We start from the raw sequence: 18,155 nt of genomic DNA, 5'->3' as shown, positions 1-18,155 counted from the left end.
ACTTACGGCACCTCCCCTTTTTCAGGCTGCATCCGGTTTGTTTTTCCGGTAGACACCGCGGGAGATACGGGAAAGATATTCCGGTTCCAACCGGGAGAGATAACGGCGTACGGCCCGCTCACCGATACCGGCCGGCTGGCAGTTCTCATAGGCATCCGACAGGGTAAACTGATCGGGCAACTGCTCGAATACCTGACGGAAGCGGTCGGGGCAACACAATTCCCTGACACCCGGCAGTTCCTCCAGTTGCGTCATCAACAGACGACTGTGTTCCAGGCAAACTTCGGTTATAGCCATCGCCGCCCGGAAATGAGGCATATTGCAATACCGTTCGTCTACCCCATAATCGAGTGAAGCCGCATCGAGCGCCGTAAAGATCATACAGAGACGGAAGGCCATCAGTCCGTGGCGTTTCACCACCCCCAGGAAATACTCGCTGCCGAAAAGATCGGTTTCCTTCAATAAGGCTGAGAAGCGGCTGTTCAATTCCTGCCACTGTGCCGGGGTAAGGCGTACTTTCAACGGACGGTCGCGCAACTTCAACGCTACCTCCAATAACTGCCCGGAAAGCGCCGACAGGTGACTGTCGAAATTTTCCTCCTCCCCTTCCGACGATACATCCTGCCAGATAGCTTCACTCCGGCAGGTATAAAGCAGCAAACGACTGGCCAACCCATTCTCCACGTTCGGTACCAGGCGGGTGAACTGTCCCGGTGTGCCCGCCAGCAAGAGTGCCAGGCGCGGACGGTCGATACGGATCAGTTCGTTGTCGGTCTTTCGCGACGATGCCACGGGTTCGTGATGGAAGGCTTTACGCAGCAGATCGTCGAACTGCCCGTAATCCTGGCGGGAGGCATTCACCAGGGTATCTATCTCGCTATCGGCCATCAACCCTCCGTAAGTGCCGTTCTCATAGAGGTGAACGAGCAGTTTCGCTTTCGTTATCTGGGTGGGGATAAAGAAACAGCAGGTCGATGCCTTCTGCGGGGTCTCCGCTACACAGACGGACTGCCCTTTCCGGTGAGCCGTCACCTTTTTCAGTTCCCATTCTTCAAGAGCCTGCAAGTATTCCTGTTCCTTACGCTTCGTCTCGATCTCGATCAGGGAGGCATAGTTGTCGGCCAGATGCCGCATGTCGTTGATACAACCTTTCCCGTTGGCAGCCGGAGCCACTTCGATCGTAAAGAGGTGGGGATAGACCCGTTTCCGGTTATAAAGCCCCCATACCTTCGGCAGGCAACCGCTGACCACAGTACAGGCTGCCAGAAAAGCCATATCACGCTCACGGCGGTCGGTATAGAAACGGATGGCCTGCCCCAAAAGGGGAGGCAGGTCAGCGATGATATCCTGTGGCAGGAAAGGAGTTCGCTCACGCAGTTCTTCGCCCGAAAGCGCGTCGGGTGCCGTTAGTTCCTTTTCTGTCCTTAAGGCTTCACGACGGGGAAGCCGATAGGCTTTATCTCCCTGATAAGCAGAAGATAAAGCCTGACGTATCTCCGCTTCGGTAAAGTCGGAGGCTTGCAACAGGGGGATACACAACGCGGCTATTTCTTCCTGCCCGAAACCTTTGCGGCGAGCCTCGCACCCCAGACGGTAGACCGTATCGTTACGGTTGCCCTCGGCAGGCGGATAACGTGCCAGCCAGTCCTGCACAAAGAGCCGGGCAGGAGAGATAGCGGTAACGTCAAACACCTCCGCTTCGGGATTGTACCAGGCTTCGGGATCGTCGCTCACATAGCAGCACCGGCTGATATCCTTACATTTGCGGTCCGACGGCATACCCGCCAACTGTTCGTAACAGGCAGCCACGGCAGCAAAAGCAACGCCATGCTTCTCCTGTCCGGTATCGACGGAAACAAACACCTTCAAGCCATCGCCGCCGGGACTGACAAAGAGGGCCTGGGTGTGTACATCGGCTTTGAAAAGGGCTTTTATACGGAGCAGGTCGGGCACATGGTCGAAGTCGAGCCCGACCACCCTGTTATAGCTTACGATCTGTGTCGCTTTATGCCCTCCGCGGAACACCCCCGAAAGGGTGAAACCGGGCAACCGGTTTTTCAATTCACGGGCTTTCTCTTTATCACCGTCCTTAACCGCATTGCGGTAAGCCAGTATTTCATGTGTCCAACGGCGGGTACGGATCAGGATAATGATCTCTTCGAGACTACGGGGATCGGAGGCGGGCAAGTAGAGCTTGCGGAAGAAGGATACTTGAGGTTGTGTATTCATAACGATAAGTTTTAAGGCATAAAGCCGGTTTTAAAATTACTACAAGGTAGACAATCCGGGGAAAGCGGCAAGGCATACAAAAAGACCGGCTCCGAACTGCCGAAACGGGGTGTGAGGGCCTTCGGGGCAACCTTTACGATAGCGGCGGCTCAGAAAACCGGTCGTTTTGTATGGGATACGGGAAGATTTATTATTTACCTATTTCGCGGTCGTCCAATCCCATGTAATAGAAGCGTTTCACCGCAGCGGGCGATGCTTCGAACGTAAAGATGTCGTTCATCAGGTGATACAGCCGTCCGTCGCGTTCGTGGCCGGAATGTTCTTTCAATAACAGGGCGATATCTTTTACGGCGAAGGCTAAGGCTTTATGCACTTTTGCCGGTATGTCTATCCGGTCTTCGGGAAAGATCACGCCGGCTCCCAGCCTTATACGCAGATAGTCTTTATACCTCGACAGCTTCCGTTCATTACTACGCGACAGTTTCCCGTCGCTCTCCCTCATCCGTCGCAACACATTAATCGCGTCCGACAGTTCATCCAGTGAGGATGATAGTTCGATAGGTTGTTCTTTTTTTTCATTTTATTTCATATTCAATTATTGTCAGAAATGAATGTAGCGTCGTTGGTAGGGGCGGTTCGCGAACCGCCCTTACAGGCGCCGTCATAATGGAACAGGCAGGTTCGACCGTAGGGGCGGGGTCTGCCCGCCCTTCTTCACCGGTTGTTATATTATTGTCGCAAAGGGCGGGCAAACCCCGCCCCTACAAAACAACGAAGCCCCGGAAGACGAATCCTCCGGGGCTTGTTTTTGTCTGTTGTAGCTCTTCACAGAGATCGAACAGAAGAACTTTATTTCATTACTTTAGTATTAATATCGACCGCTTGTTCGCCCTCACGGGATACTTGGTTGATTCTTGTCCGATATCACCGCGCAGTCAATTTAAATTTATTGATTATAATAGTTTCTTATTTTACGATTGCTTTTACAGCAGCTTCACCTTCTACGGCTACTACAACTACACCCTGAGGAGCAGCGATTGTAGCGTTATCGGAAGAAAGAACTGTGTTGGCAATTGTCTGGCCAAGAACGTTGCTGATAGTAACTTTCTTACCAGCTGCACCGTTGATAACAACTTCACCTTCCTTAGCGATTACAGATACTTCAGAAGCGTTGATACCTTCATTTGCTGTCGGGTTGCCTTTTTCGTCTTCGTTCATGTTGTAAACGTCAGCATTCTTGATATTATCGACAACTACGATCACACCGTTCATCCATTTCAGATAACCCGGAGTTGTTTTGATCTTACCGTCTGCCAGGTTATAATCAGCTGTTTCGATCACGAACGACTTAGCTTCGGCATCTACATAACGGAATGCGAACTTAGCTTCGTTGAATGCAGTAGTGTTTACTGTCAGTTTTTTATTATCACTCTTGATGATCAATGTATCACCGATATGTTTAGCAGGAACGAACGCCAACTTCACATAACCTTCAGAGTTTGTATACGGATTGATACCACCATGTTTGTTAGCATCTACCCATGCACGGGCTGTATCTTTCAGGTTCACCAGGTAACGGCCTTCAGTGTAAGCCTTAATCGGTTGAGCGTGTGAACAACCAGGATTGAATCCGTGTTCCGGACACCATGTGCCAGCCGGTACGTAGTTAGGTTCAACCATCAGCATATACTGAGGACGATATGTTTCAGCAGGAGCATAAGCGCTGTCGACAACCATTGCGGGGGCGATAGCAGGGAACTGAACCTGATTGTTCATACCCAAGAACTGACCGTTTTCGAACAATACTTCCTTGTTGTTGCCTTCGCGGAAGATAGAGATCGTATCCAAAGTGGCATCCTTTACATTGTCCAGACGACGATACATTTCATAAGCTAACGGAGCTACTACAAAGCGGTCGTTTTCTTCTCTTTCATACAGATCGGTAGAAGAAACCAAACCTTTGTTCAATGAAGAACCTGCATAGGCTTTGTTGAAGTCTTTTGTAACATCGAATGTGTTGTAACCTGTTGTTGCATCCAACACAACCGGACGTAAGTTCAATGTATTGTCTGTATCCAAACGCAGTGTGAACTGAGTAGCTTTAGTAGGATCTGCTGCATTTGCATTGGCAGAAGATACATAAGTGATCTTAGAGAAGTCTGCATCAGCTGCTTTAACATACAACGGTTCGTTATACTGGTTCTTGAATGTGTAAGAAACCACTTTCAACGTATCGAGCACTTCTGCGTAGTTGCTGATAGTTGCGTCATAATAACCGATTGTGCTAACTACATAGATAGAGTCGGTAACAGCATGGTCTTTATCGCGTTTCTGATTGTGAGCGATTGCTTCGTAGATCAAACCTTCTTCCTGGTCGATGTTCAAACCGATTACGTGGTAGCCGGCATCTTTGTCTTCACCGTGGTTTTCAGTAAACCAAGCCGTATTGTCGTAAACACCTGCATAAGAACCGATGTTGAAACGAGACATTTCCAACTGATCCAACGTCTTGTAACCGTCTGTTGCTGCATGAGCGGCAACCGGAGTGATGATGTATTTGTCTGCACCGCTTACGTAAGTGTACGGAGAAGTTGTTGTATACAGTGCATTTACATTAACAAAGTCAAATGTAACTTCCGGAGTTTCACGGTTAGTAAGTACATACTTTGATTTATCTGCATTCAATGTCAACGCCCATTCGCCTTCCAATACGTTGCGAACTGTTTTGTTGTATGCATATTTATCAGCTGCTTTTCCTGTAGCTACCAAATAACCTTCTTCTTTTGCATTATCAGCTGAATAGTTGCTGATCTTTTCTACAGTGAAGAATTTACCTTTCTGAAGAACATCCTGCCATTTAGCCAATGTACCTGTACCCAGAGAGAATGTAACAGGTTTAGGACTAGCACCTGCACCCATATATACTGCATCCGGCACTTTGTAGTAACCTACCGTTCCTGCACTAGTCAGAGTCAAAACTACTTCAGAAGGATTTACTTCGCCTGCATACGTCTGTGCCGTGAATACAGCTAAATCGCCATCTTTCATATCTGAAAGTTTATCAACAGTAGTGAAGCCCCAAGCCACAGTTGCAGCGCCTTCAATCATATCCTTTCTACCGATGATAAATTTGTTGCCTGATTTCAGGTTGAAATTATTACCACCCAGATCAACAACAGTCAGGAAGCCGGTAAACGGATTTCCTTTGATATCTGTTTTACCATTATCGTAAGAAGCAGCTAATGTGATACCACCGTTTTCAATTTTAGCCAAGTTTGCAGCAGTGATAGTTTGCAGAGTACCTTTAGAGAAGCTGAATACGGCTACGGCATCGCCGTCGGCAGCATCAGAGCCATCGGCCTCTCTCCATGCGAAAGCATCAAAATTACCATTGACTGTCAACACTTTACCATCAGCATCCTTTGCTGTAAAGCCATTACCGGCCTTTACAATAGAGAAAGAAACTGCATCTTTCAAAGGAACCTGTTTATTTCCATCAAACAAAGAATAAGAACCATCATTATTCAGCTTGATTGTCAGGGCTGTGTTTGCTACACCAGCATCTTCAATAGCTCCGTCAGTATCAACAGCTTTTACTTCTGTAGTAGCATCTCCAGCCGGATTCACATACAACACGCCTGTTGTTCCGTTTGTCCATGCCAATGCGCCGGCAGGAACCTGGGGAGCGATAGAAGGAGCAGTTGCAGTCAAAGCGAACTTCGAAGCATCGGTAGCTTTAGCTGCTGTACCATTAGCTGCTGTTAAATAAAGAGCTTTATTCGCAGCGTTGTTTGCATCTTTATCGATAGAAGGAATGGAGGCACTACCAATAGTGATAGCATCAGCAGCAATCTGAGTGATACCATTAGAGCCTGCCATAATCTTACCATCAGCATCCACTGTAAACTTCGCTTTATCCTGCAAGCCCAACATAGCAATAGTTGTTCCGTCCAGATAGATAACAGTTGTTCCGGTTGTATTAACTGCATACTTACCATCAATGGTTACATAAACAAAACTACCATCAGCTGTTTTGCTATAAGCAGGAGTCGTTGCGATGTAAAGGTAAGCATCAGCGCTACCAGTACTTACAAATGCAGGACCATCCGCCAGCTTTAAATCAGGGAGAGATCCATCAGCAGTTTTCAATAAATCAGAAGTAGTGCCTAACGCCACAAACTCCACCCCGGAAGCTCCCAAGCCTACAGTAGCATCAGCTTGTGTCAGCTGGTTTTCTTCAGTCAAACCAACATTTGCCAATTTAAATTTGGAAGCACCTGCATCAATAGCTTCCCACAGCATTACATTGCCAAATTCACCAGTGGCAGTAGTTGTAGTAACAGTTGATAATGTTCCTTCAGCAGCAGACAAAGTCTTCGTACCATCAGTAGTTACAATATACTTGTAACCGGCAGTGACGGCACCCGTCACTTTAATGATCCCCGCTTCCGCTGTCACAGAATAGCCGGCTGCCAAAAAAGCAGCCATCATCAGAGATAACTTTTTGTTCATAAATCTTTAATTTAATATTAATAATAGTGTTACTTAAAAAGCCTTTTAACCTTAGACCGGAAACGTTCATCATAGCCACTGACTAGCTAAAACGTTCCTTTTTTCTCGTCATTGTTTCCCGCCTTCGTTGAGTTTGTTTGGAAAACCCCTATTTTTGTACTACCTTTGCTATTCGATTGATAAGAAAGAACATAACAAAGCAAAAAAACTTAGGAAAAGAATTGCCTATTCAAAACTTATCTGTACTTTTGCTGACGAGAAAAAAGGAACGTTTTTTCTCGTCACTACGTAACATTCGTATTAATATATAATACAACATATTAATGCCAATTTAAGCACATAAATAATATAGACAAAAAGCCCTTCTCCCCGCCCCTTAACTAACTGATAATCAATCACGCATTTTTCATAATTTTGAGTACATCGAGAAATCTACGTTTTTTTGGTTCTTTTCCGGCACCCCTTATACATTATTATATATAGGCAATCCCCAGGTTGCAACGGAGGCTAATAAAAAACCCCGGTCGTCGGTAAAGTACTACTTACCGGCTACCGGGGCATTCTGCCTAAAGTTTTCTACATACTATTCTTCACTAGAAATAATACCCAAGACTGATATTGAACCGGGCATGCCACGAATTACTTCCCGTACCCGCACCGAATGCATTCCAGTCCGGCCCGAACCAGGGTTGGTGCAATCCCTGAGCGTAATCGATATAGGCAAGAATCGGCCCGGCAGTGATCAGGCATCCGGTGACATTCTGGAAACTATCGTGGAAACTCTTGTTCCACTTCTGCATCCATCCGAAATCATTATAGAACTGGATGCTATTCACAATCCCTTTACTGAAAGGTATCTTATAAGCTGCACTGATCGAATAGATATTCGCTTTGGCGGCGACTTCATAAGGCGCATTGAAAGCCGTCATGATAACCATATCGCGGTCTTCGCCCGGCTTATCTTTCGGATGCATGGCGTATGTCGATACCTGCGTCTTTACACTCAGGCCCCGCCAATACAATTCATGGTGGATGGCAAAAGCATAATGCGTGCCGTTCTTTTCCGTATCGAGATTGTAGAGCATTCCGAACTCCGCCGAAGCACCCAGTTTTTGCTTTACATCATCCCCCCAGTTATAAAAGACCTGGCCATTAAACTGGTTTACCTCTTTATTGCGACCCGCCACATCATAACTGTAACGATCGCCCGCTGTCTCCGAATCGGAGCCGAACAATTCTTCTTCCGAATTTTTAAAGAATGCCACGGCATATTCCCATTTATCTCCTGTGTACATATATTTGATACCCATATCCGAATCGTCCTCCAATCCCAGGTAATAGGCTATCTGGAAGAAATAATTATGTGCCCCGTAAGGTTGTATGCCAAAAGGAACGCGGGTCAGTCCGACCTGTAACTGCTGTTTCTCATTGAACTGATACCCGATCCATCCGGATTTAAGCATGGCACCGCCGGAAGCTTTCGCATAGAAACGGAAGTCGACGTCCAATAGGATCTTTTTCCAGGAACCGTTCACACCGAGCTTGAACAGGTCGTATCCAAAGTCGCCCCACCGCTTCTTCGAGCCTTCTTTCCAGCCGGAATAGTTGTAATTAAAACGCAGGAATTCGTTAAATTTCAGACGGGGTAATTCTTTCCGGTTAACAACAGAGAGGGTATCAGCACGCAAAGTTTCGGCATGAGCTACGGTTAACGAAAAGAACAGGCAGGCCAATACGGCAAATGTCATTTGTTTCATATCTATAACTAAGTTGAGATGGGTTATATATAAATTATCAGATTATCACTCTTTTTATAGAACTCGCCAGGATGCAAAAAGTTTACAGCAAACCCTAAAAAGTAAAGAACGATTGCAAATTAATGCTTCTATGAAAAAATACACGACAAAACAGTCAACCTTTTAAATTCCGCTTTTGTTATTATAAGTAAATAGCGCAACATTGTTTAATCATTTTATCTATACGTACCATGGGGAGGAACACTTTCTTTAAAAAACTGACGGATGCACTCCTGACATCTATTATGGCTGCCACGGCTCTTTTCATAATCAATTACTACCTGAATATACCGACAGCAGAAGCCGCAACACCAGCTACCGGAGGCCTGCCGGACAAACCTCTCGTCGCATCTATCCTGCCAAACAAACCTTTCCCGGCGGAAAAACAATACTGTCTGACCTGCCACCAGGGAATCGAACCGGCTCGTCCGTTGCAATCGGCCATGATGGAACATATCCTAAAAAAAGGGGCCGCAATGGGTGATTCCAACGGATGTGTAGTCTGCCACGGAGGAAATCCACATGAAACGATCAATAAGGATAAAGCTCACTCCGGTAAACCTGCCGGGAGCAAACTTGCCGGTTTTACCCCTGTACCCGGGGCACTGCAGATAAACGATAATACCTGCGGCCTCTGCCACGGCGACCATACATACAATGTACACCTCTCCAACATAAACACCGATGCAGGCAAAATGAAAGCGATCATGTGGAGCTGGGGGATCGGTACGGAAAATCACGACCATATTTATGCAGACCATCAGGTACAGGACACAGACGGTCCGGCTCCCCGCTTCGGCTCCGATACCTATAAAGCGTATATGCAGGAAATGGCGAAGAATTTCCCCGGACAATTCCCTGAAAAGTTGAAACAAGTTCCGGAGATATCGTTGGATCAGCTTGACAGTATGCCCGAACAGGCTGCCTATACTTACCTGAGAAATTGTAACGCCTGCCATCTGAGTAACAAAGGTATGCAGGACAGAGGGCATTTCCGTGGAATGGGCTGTGCTGCCTGCCACAATCTTTACAGCAATGAAGGATATTATGAAGGGAACGATCCTTCCATCGATAAGAAAGAGAAAGGTCACCTACTGGTACACTCCATGCAGGGAACACGGAAATCACCGGTAACGGTAAACGGTAAACAGTTCACCGGCATACAGGTATCTACCTGCGCTGCCTGCCACTCCGCCGGACGCAGGATCGGACATGCCTACCAGGGATTGATGGCACTGGATCACAGCGACAACCGGGGGCCGTTCGATGAAAAGGGATTACCGCAGGAAACCAATGGCGGATATGTTTTCAAGTATATCCGCGACGATGCGCACCATAAGATAGATAAGGACGGCAAGACTGTTACCGGTTTGTTATGCCAGGATTGCCATACCACCAACTCGATGCACGGCAACGGGAATATCGGAACTACCACGTTGGCAACCGTCGAAATAGAATGTGCGGACTGTCATGGCATCCCGGATAAATATCCCTGGGAGTTGCCGATCGGCTACGGGGATGAGTTCGGGAAGGTGCTCGATATGAAAAAGGCTCGTGGCCTGGCAGACCAGCCGATGGATGTCACCGTACAGTTTTCGACTGTTTATCCGAAAGAAGACGGTTACCTGTTATCTGCGCGGGGAAATGCCTTGGGTAATGTCGTAAAAAAAGGGGATAAAGTGATCGTCCATTCCGAAACAGGACTCGACTTTGAGGTTCCTGTGCTCAAACAAGCAACGAAAGATGAAAGCTGGTCTGATCCTGTCAAGGCGAAAACAGCCATGGTTGCCGTCGGAAAACATATGGAGAAACTGGAATGTTATGCTTGTCACTCTACCTGGGCGGCACAGTATTACGGCTATAAATATGTGATCGATTATACGCAAAACTCTATCGACTGGCTTACCTCGGCTGAAAAGGTAAATCCGGACGGGACATCTGCCGATCGGAACGGTCGATATGCCATGCAACCCGGTGCACCGACCTACGGGGATTACAGTCATATGCGCTGGGAGAATCCGCCGCTGGGCGTTAATGGTGAAGGTCGTGTAACTCCGTTGGTAGGAGTTATACAAACTGTCGGAACGGTGATCGGTCCCGACGGAAAGACGATCACCTGGAACCGGATCGCCAAAACAGCCGAAGGATACGATGCAATGGAACTGGCTCCGCTGAATCCTCACACTACATCCAAGGCCTCCCGCGATTGTTCCGATTGTCATGGCAGTCAGGTCGCTATGGGTTACGGCATGGATGGAGGCATATACGATACAGAACCGCAAACGACCCGTTATGCGGATGTGGTGACAGCCGACCGGGAAAATGTCAGTCATTTCACCAAAGCACAGATCAGCGCAATCAAAGACTTGCACGGTGACTTTATGCAATTACTTAACGCTGAAGGCAAACAGGTACAGACTATCGATACACACTGGCCCACTTCCATGCCGCTGACTACGGAGCAACGCGACCGACTGGCACGCGGAGGTACTTGTATGGCCTGTCACCAGGATATACCGGACGGTTCCATTCCCATGAAGATGTTGGGCAAAGTAGCCAAGGTTGCCAACCTGACGTTCGCTCCGGCAGACGATCACGCTCATTTGCTCAGGGAAAATAATATCCTGATAGCCTGGATAAAAGTGATCGCTATTATATGCGGTATCCTTATTATACCGGTTATTGGCATCTGTTATGCCAAAAGGAAACCGATACTGGCTTGGGTACATAAAATAACGGAGGGAAAATAAGATATAATAATTAGATTACTATTTCTTGTGCTTGAACAACAACACTCCTAACAGAACAAGGAATGCCATAGCCATCATTGTCATTTCCAGCCAGTAATGGGAAGGTTCGACCCATATTTCGGTCAGGATGTCCCAACGCCCCAGGATCTCGACAAAAGTCCAGAAGATGATAACGGTAGGGATAGCGTAACGGATGGCATAAGCCAACTTCTTAATCTTCAGTAAACGGATAAACAGATAGATCGACCAGGCCAGCGAACCGAAAGCGATCAGCATCGTTACAGGGTGACGGTCGCCTAAGAACTCGTTATCATAAGAGAAAAGCAATATCATGTAACAAGTCCATAAAAGGACATTCAGCTCCATAAAGGTTGTCATAGCTGCATTTCGAACGACCGGTTGAAGCTCTTCCACCGGCTGGCCGTAACGAATCTTACGCTGTATCCAGTTGAAGAAGTTACATCCCGAACGGGTACTGAAAATATAAAACAGCATAACGATCGCCCAGAAACCATACGAAGAGGGCATGATCAGATATTCCGGCTTCGTCACCACCTCACCGTTTTCAATGAGCGGCTGCACACCGAAACGGTTGGCAAAATAGACATATCCGAACTCGATCCAGCCCGTCCATACAAACAGTCCACCGAACAGCCCCAGAAAAGTAGCCGAGCTCTCTTTGCGGGTGACAATACCGATCAGCAACATGATCAGACCTACCACTCCCAGTCCGAAAGCCGCAGGATAAAGGAGGTTATGACCCAGCATTTTTTCCATCAGGATCATGGCGGCATGTCCCAACGGCATTGTGAAAAGAACGATCAGAAAGGACAGGATACCTGTCCAGGGTGAAGTCAGTTTCATTGATATATGTGTTTATTTTTATTGGTTTCAAAAGTAATAATAAATCTATTCAGGGACATAGATAATCTCCCCGTTTTCCATTTCGTAAGCGATACCCACTTTCTTTCCCTTCTTGCCCGACTTCTCCTGTGTTTCCGAAGGTTTGTACTTTGTGATGGTCTGACCTTCTTTCGTGATGATCTCCATATTCTCCTTACCGGGATTCTTCACCATCGTGTAATCCTCCTGCGAAAAGATCTCCGTCATGTTGAACTTGGTGACCAGCGCCACCATCAGGGCAACGGCAAAGACCATTGCCACATCGAACAGATTCGACAACATTGCAACCGGATCATGGTCTTCGGCTGCATTCAGTATACGGCGGCGACTCATTCGTTTACGGCTTTAGAGGTTACTAACGTAGCTTTTGTTGCAGCAGGTTTCTCCCGGGAAAGTTCCGACAGGAAATCGAGATATACCAGGTCGGAAGTGAACCAACGCTGCTTCACCTGCAACAAGATAAAGCCGACTGCACCGGAGAACAATCCGAGTACGGTTGTCGCAAATGCAACCTGCATATTGTAGGCCATCGAAGATATATCACCGGTAGAAAGCCCCGCCAAAGCCGGTCCCATCGGGATCAGGGTTCCCATCAACCCGAGGATAGGACCGAATTTAACCAATACCTTATATTTTCCGAGTTCGGCATCTGCCGTTACTTCATATTCGGACAAGACGCGGTTGGCAACAGCCGTACTGTCGGTAGCCAATAATAATCCGGCAGTTTGAGTAAACAAAGAATCAGGTTGTTCTTTCAATTCTTCCGAGAAGGTATGGATCGTGGAATGATCCAGCTGATCCATCCGCAAACGTAACTGTTTATCCTGTTTGATACGCTGGATATACTGACCGGCAAAACCACCCAGCATAACGATACTTTTAGCAAAGAAGAATAACAATCCTACAATAACAGGCACCAGCAGCCCGCTTGAAATCCAGAATAATATATTTGATACTTGTTCCATAATGATACTTAGTGTTTCGTGTGTTTATGTTGTTTATAAATGCGGACAATATGTGTCCAGATATATCCGAGAAAGAAGATAGCCAGCAACACGCCCAATGTCCCCGCACATCCGACCCAGTCGACAGGAGAAGCATGGTTGTAAACAGTTGCCGACGGATGGAAGATCGTACAGCAGATAACGAGTACGCAGACAAAGAAGGTCAGGATCACGATCAGTTCGATCAACAGTTCTTTCTCTGCAATCAGTTTACGCATAAAGAAAGAGGCCAGGCCGAAAACTACAGTGACTCCTACTGCCAGTGCAATGCTTGTCTTCATAAAGTCGAATCCCGTCAATGTAAAAAATAAGGTAATATGAATATAATACAAAGCGGGGAAAACCAATAGGGACGGCATATACCGGAACAGTTTCGTATACCAGCGGAAAGATTTGCCGTCTTCCCAGTCCTTAATACGGGCGATACAGAAATAACCGGACAGGAGCATATCCACCATCACCACGAGCGAAATGTTCATCATGGCCGACTGGGTAGACAATACCCGCTGCAACTCCAGCTTATTTACCTCCATCGCATACGAATGACAGAGCATCACAAAAGCGCCGAGCGAAAGGCTGAAGGCAAGCCTGTACCAACGATTGGGCAACAGGCTTGTCATAAACAGGCTCTTTACAACTGCGAAAAGTGATAATAATAGCAAGATATTATCCATTGTTATTTTCTCCTTTTATTCTTCCGGGTTCTCTTACGGATAAAGAATACAAGCAAGAAGATAACGACCAGCCAGAAGAAACTGATCAGAGCGAGACTGAACGACGACATATTCTCCGGCTTCACCGGCTCATTCGTCTGTACGCTCTTGTCTTTCTTCAGGACAACGCCTTTATCATCGCCTGAGAGACTTTCGTTGCGGGCCGCTTCGACCTTTCCCTGATATTGTTTAGCCGATTCCGGCGACAATTGTTCGCCTATGAATGTGCGTAACTTAGCATTGTCGCAAACGAAGCCGCTACAGCCGGCATCATATTTTTCTACCAGTTCGGAATGGAGGGCGGCGATATTTTTCAACTGTTCAGGAGTCGCTTTCCAGTAACCTTTACGGGCTGTTTCCATCATAACGGCTGTCGCTTCCTGAAGAGCGGCGGGGTTCTCACGTTCGAAGAAGTCTTTTACGCCGACATTCAGTTTGTCGTTGACAAAGACTTCGTAGTACTGATCCCAGATCTCATTGTCGATGGCTTTCGGTTTCATAACGTTCCAGCCGTATGTATTACGGATGGTTTCCGACATAGCGTTGGCGGCAGAGGCTCCCTCCTTCATCTGTTCTTTCATGTAGACAGGATTGAACAGAGTCGAGCGGGTTTCGACACCGATAGCAGACTTCAGATCCTGTACACGGGCCTGGTGGCGGTTGCGCAGGTCGTTGAAGTAGGCATCCGGATCGTTACCTGTCACGTTGCGGACAGTCAGGCTGATACCACCCATAAATTCATAGACATGGTCGAGACTGAGTGCGCCCCATGTATTGCTCTGACGGGGTTGTACCACGGCTTCGGTATTTTGAAGCGCCGCTTCGAAGATACCCGGCTTGAAACTGCCGAAGTCTTTTTCATTACCGTAAGTGGCTCCCATATTGTTCAGGTAGACGTTGGATATCTCCGATTCGTTTTCCCATCGGTCGCCACTTTCTACCATAGAAGTGATACCGGTTCCGTACATGCCGTTGGCACCACCGAATACACGCTGGGTAGCATATTCGCGGGCCTCTTTCGGAGAGAAGCCTTTATCCAATAGGACGCGTTCGGCATCATTGCGGCCTTTGGCTACGTAGTTATCGTCACCATCACCGGCAGCGGCTGCCATATCCACTGCTTTCTGTATCAGCGTAAGGCGGGAGGATGCGACATCACGTAACTGGCCGGAAGTCTGTACGACGACATCCACACGGGGACGGCCCAGGTCTTTAATATCGATCAGACGAATATCCAGTACCCGGTTGAACTGGTCGCGGATAGGCTCAACGCCTAACAGGTAAAGGATCTCACCGATCGTCGCTCCTTCGCTTTCGATGAAGCTGCCCGACCAAAGTGTGAAGCTGACCTTTTGAGGTGTTGCCCCGCCATGCGCTTTGGCATGTTCGGCTAACAGGATATTCGCCATTTCTTTTCCTTTCTCCCAGGCTGCGGGGGTCGGGGTGGCTTCGGCATTGATACCGTAAAGGTTACGTCCGGTAGGTAATACGTTGGGATCGGAGATCACATCGCCACCCGGGCTGGGGGCTACGTAATGACCATTCAGTGCATTGATGAAGCCGTCCAGTTCCATCTGGGGACTGTTACGCAGGTATTCGCGGTAGTTATTTACGTTCTGGATAGCATGCTGGATATCTAAAACGGCGTTAGAGAATAAAACCTGTTCGCGGGTAACGGTATCCATCTGCTGAGAGGCTCCGCTAGCACCGCCGATTGGTTTATGTTCGCCTTTCATTTTCTCTTCGAGCATCTTCTTTACGGAGTCGGGCATCTTTCCGGTTTTAGGGATACCGGCAGGGTGGCCGTGCCCCATCTTCGGCTTCTTGCCGTCTTTGGCCTCTTCTGTCATCTTCGACATCATCATGGCCATCATCCGGTTCATCTTCGGTTCGGAAACTTTCTTGATCATCTGAGCTTTTGCTACCGTTTCGGGAGAGACACCCAGTTGTGCCAGGAGAGCGGCATCGTTTGCCAGGGCAGGATTTGCCATCACCCGTATTACGGCTTGTTGTGCTTTACCCAGGTAGTGTTCGTTGAAGAATGCTTTATTTTCGATTTGCTTGCGGGTTACTTTCTTCTGTACCTCATCGAGATTTGCCAGGCTGTATGCGATCGGTTCCGTGCACATTAGTTTTACGGAAGAAGAGATCTTCGATTCTTCGTACGGAACGCCCAACGTATATTGACCGCCGACAATCTTTTCGGCACATAGCTCTTCTGCGAAGTTCTCGATCTTCTCGATCTCAACGTCAGTATAGGCTTGTGTACGAATGCTGTCGAGTTGCAGGTCACGATGTAAACCCATACTGATCGCTTTGTTCTTGATCTTCAGGTTCAGAGATTCGTCGCGCAAGTCGGTTGCGAGGTAACGCTTGATGTCGTTCAATAGATCGTCCACTTCACGACGAAGACCGGTTTCGATGAAAGGCGGCGTGAGGTGAGAAATCGTCGCGGCATAACTGCGGCGTTTGGCTATCAGACCTTCACCTACATCGCTGATGGTGTAGAGATAGAAATGCGGAAGCGAACCTACCAGGCGATCGGTCCAGTCGTCGGATGAGAGGGCAACCTGCTTGCCGGGGATAAATTCGAGGCTGCCGTGCGTTCCGAAGTGGATCATGGCATCGGCCTTAAAATCTTTCTGTACCCAAAGGTAGGAGGCGATATAATGATGGGGAGGTATCTCGTTCGAACCGTGAACAGCAGCGAAAGAGTTATCACCTGTGCCCTGTGTCGGCTGGGGAAGCAGTACCACGTTACCCAGGTCGATACGAGTGACAGCGATCTGTTCGATACCGTCCACTTCTTTCGTGTAGAAGTCACCCAGACCTCTTCCATGCTTGTTGACCAGCGTATCGAGCATAGCCGGAGTCAACAGGTCTTCCAGCCATGTACTGTATTGGGGAGAGGTTACCCAAGCCGGATAACCGGAGTTCAGGTACTTCTGAATATTGCCCTCGGCATAGGCATTAAACACCGGGCCCTGTTCGTTGATCAGGGCTTCGAAAGCCTTTTCCGTTGCAGGCAAACCGGAGAGGTCGTAGCCCTCCGCCTTCAATTTCTTCAGGAAGTTATACAGAGAAGGGACTACTTCAAGGCCGGCTGCCGTCATGGCGTTCTTGCCCGGGCCTTTATAATAATAGATAGCTACTTTCTTATCTTTGTTCGGCAGGGTCTGCAGGTGCAGGTAGTTGGATACCATATCGGTGAACTGCGCCAGGCGACCGGGAATATTCTTAAAGAGATACAATCCGTCTTTATCGATAAACTGCGCATTGAGGGCAAACGGGACAATGCCGCCATCCAGTTCGGGCATCACGATGCTCTGGCTCATAAAGCCGCCCGCCATACCGCGCTTGTCTGCCATCCAGTTGTCGTACGTATCGTTGATAGTGACCGGGCAGAACATCGGGACGTTATGCGCTTTCAGCCATTCCACCGCTTTCTCCCCCTGCCCCATCAACAAACGTCCGTGAGGCATATAAATAACGGCTGCCGGATCGATCTCTTCCAGCATCTTCAGGCGACCGGCAAAACCGGAAACAGGATACACATTCATATTCCGCTGTTCGAGGCTGACGATCAGGGAGTCGAGGTGATCCTTATTCGTATCGAACGGGCCTGCCATTCCGACGATAAGGGCTACTTTCGGCGCATTCTCTTTATAGAAGCCTTTTTCTTTGTAATACTTCTCGAAATCGGCAACGGTTTCGAATACCCGTTCATCGTCCAGATGAAACAGGACATCGGAGCTGATCTCCACCGGCTCTTGTATCTCTCCGGTGAAGGCGCTCTTGCCGGTCAGGTCCTTACGGATATAGTTGAACAGGCTGCGGTAGTTGACAGAACCGCCGTTCGAAAGATAATCCGCCACCCGCTTGTTGCTGACGGAATCGAGACTGCTGATATTGTTTACCGGATCGGTTACGGCTGTCGAGAAGACAGGTACATTCTTTTCCTTCAGCTTCTCCAGTACTGCACGATGTTCGTCTGTCATCCGGATACCCATACCGAAGATCAGGATCGCATCGTAGCGATTTAACTTGTCGAAATCGTCGATCGACAATTGTTTCAGGTCGATAAAACCATTATCCAGGGATTTTGCCATTCGGGCAACCTGATAGTTGGGGAAGTTTACAAGAGCGACCTTGGTCGTGCCGGCCACCTTCGCCCAGATCAGCCACGCGATCAATGCGAAAGCTACCAGTGCTCCTGTAATAATCAATTTCCGTTTCATTATTTATTGG

The 18,155-nt window shown here is 48.0% G+C and carries 10 protein-coding genes; 1 reads left to right on the top strand and 9 read right to left on the bottom strand.

Annotated features, from left to right (window positions below; genetic code table 11):
* Nucleotides 1-21: 21 nt before the first annotated feature.
* The 4 genes from M1P97_RS14255 to M1P97_RS14240 all read right to left on the bottom strand — a co-directional run bounded on the left by M1P97_RS14255 (nt 22) and on the right by M1P97_RS14240 (nt 8,498).
* A complete protein-coding gene (locus M1P97_RS14255; RefSeq protein WP_249389429.1) occupies nt 22-2,229 on the bottom strand; it encodes a DUF3987 domain-containing protein in 2,208 nt (735 codons plus the stop codon).
* A gap of 190 nt (nt 2,230-2,419) precedes the next feature.
* Nucleotides 2,420-2,731, bottom strand: a complete 312-nt coding sequence (locus M1P97_RS14250; protein ID WP_195372436.1) for a hypothetical protein — start codon at nt 2,729-2,731, stop codon at nt 2,420-2,422.
* A 464-nt stretch (nt 2,732-3,195) separates the two neighbouring features.
* A complete protein-coding gene (locus tag M1P97_RS14245; protein WP_249389428.1) occupies nt 3,196-6,741 on the bottom strand; it encodes a DUF6383 domain-containing protein in 3,546 nt (1,181 codons plus the stop codon).
* Nucleotides 6,742-7,334: 593 nt separating this feature from the next.
* On the bottom strand, nt 7,335-8,498 hold the full coding sequence (locus tag M1P97_RS14240; RefSeq protein ID WP_249389427.1) for a hypothetical protein: 1,164 nt from the start codon (nt 8,496-8,498) through the stop codon (nt 7,335-7,337).
* 230 nt (nt 8,499-8,728) lie between these two features.
* Between M1P97_RS14240 and M1P97_RS14235 the strand changes: the two genes are divergently transcribed.
* Entirely contained in the window at nt 8,729-11,287 is a 2,559-nt protein-coding gene (locus M1P97_RS14235) for a hypothetical protein (protein WP_249389426.1), read from the top strand.
* Nucleotides 11,288-11,305: 18 nt separating this feature from the next.
* On the opposite strand, the gene M1P97_RS14230 is transcribed toward M1P97_RS14235, so the two are convergent.
* Genes M1P97_RS14230 through M1P97_RS14210 form a run of 5 tightly spaced genes read right to left on the bottom strand, consistent with a single transcriptional unit; the run spans nt 11,306 to nt 18,145 of the window.
* Complete coding sequence (locus tag M1P97_RS14230) at nt 11,306-12,151, bottom strand: hypothetical protein (protein WP_249389425.1); 846 nt, start codon at nt 12,149-12,151, stop codon at nt 11,306-11,308.
* A 45-nt stretch (nt 12,152-12,196) separates the two neighbouring features.
* Complete coding sequence (locus M1P97_RS14225) at nt 12,197-12,523, bottom strand: DUF2149 domain-containing protein (protein WP_249389424.1); 327 nt, start codon at nt 12,521-12,523, stop codon at nt 12,197-12,199.
* On the bottom strand, nt 12,520-13,155 hold the full coding sequence (locus M1P97_RS14220; RefSeq protein ID WP_195372431.1) for a MotA/TolQ/ExbB proton channel family protein: 636 nt from the start codon (nt 13,153-13,155) through the stop codon (nt 12,520-12,522). Before M1P97_RS14220 ends, M1P97_RS14225 begins: the two co-directional genes overlap by 4 nt.
* An 8-nt stretch (nt 13,156-13,163) precedes the next feature.
* Nucleotides 13,164-13,814 carry a hypothetical protein gene (locus M1P97_RS14215; protein ID WP_229058460.1) on the bottom strand — a complete coding sequence of 217 codons (651 nt, stop codon included), beginning with the start codon at nt 13,812-13,814 and terminating at the stop codon, nt 13,164-13,166.
* A 56-nt stretch (nt 13,815-13,870) separates the two neighbouring features.
* Entirely contained in the window at nt 13,871-18,145 is a 4,275-nt protein-coding gene (locus M1P97_RS14210; RefSeq protein WP_249389423.1) for a cobaltochelatase subunit CobN, read from the bottom strand.
* Nucleotides 18,146-18,155 lie beyond the last annotated feature (10 nt).

This window comes from Parabacteroides leei (genome assembly GCF_023369805.1).
GTDB lineage: Bacteria > Bacteroidota > Bacteroidia > Bacteroidales > Tannerellaceae > Parabacteroides > Parabacteroides leei.
Note: the sequence above shows the minus strand (reverse complement) of the source record. Positions and strands in the feature narration are given on the sequence as shown.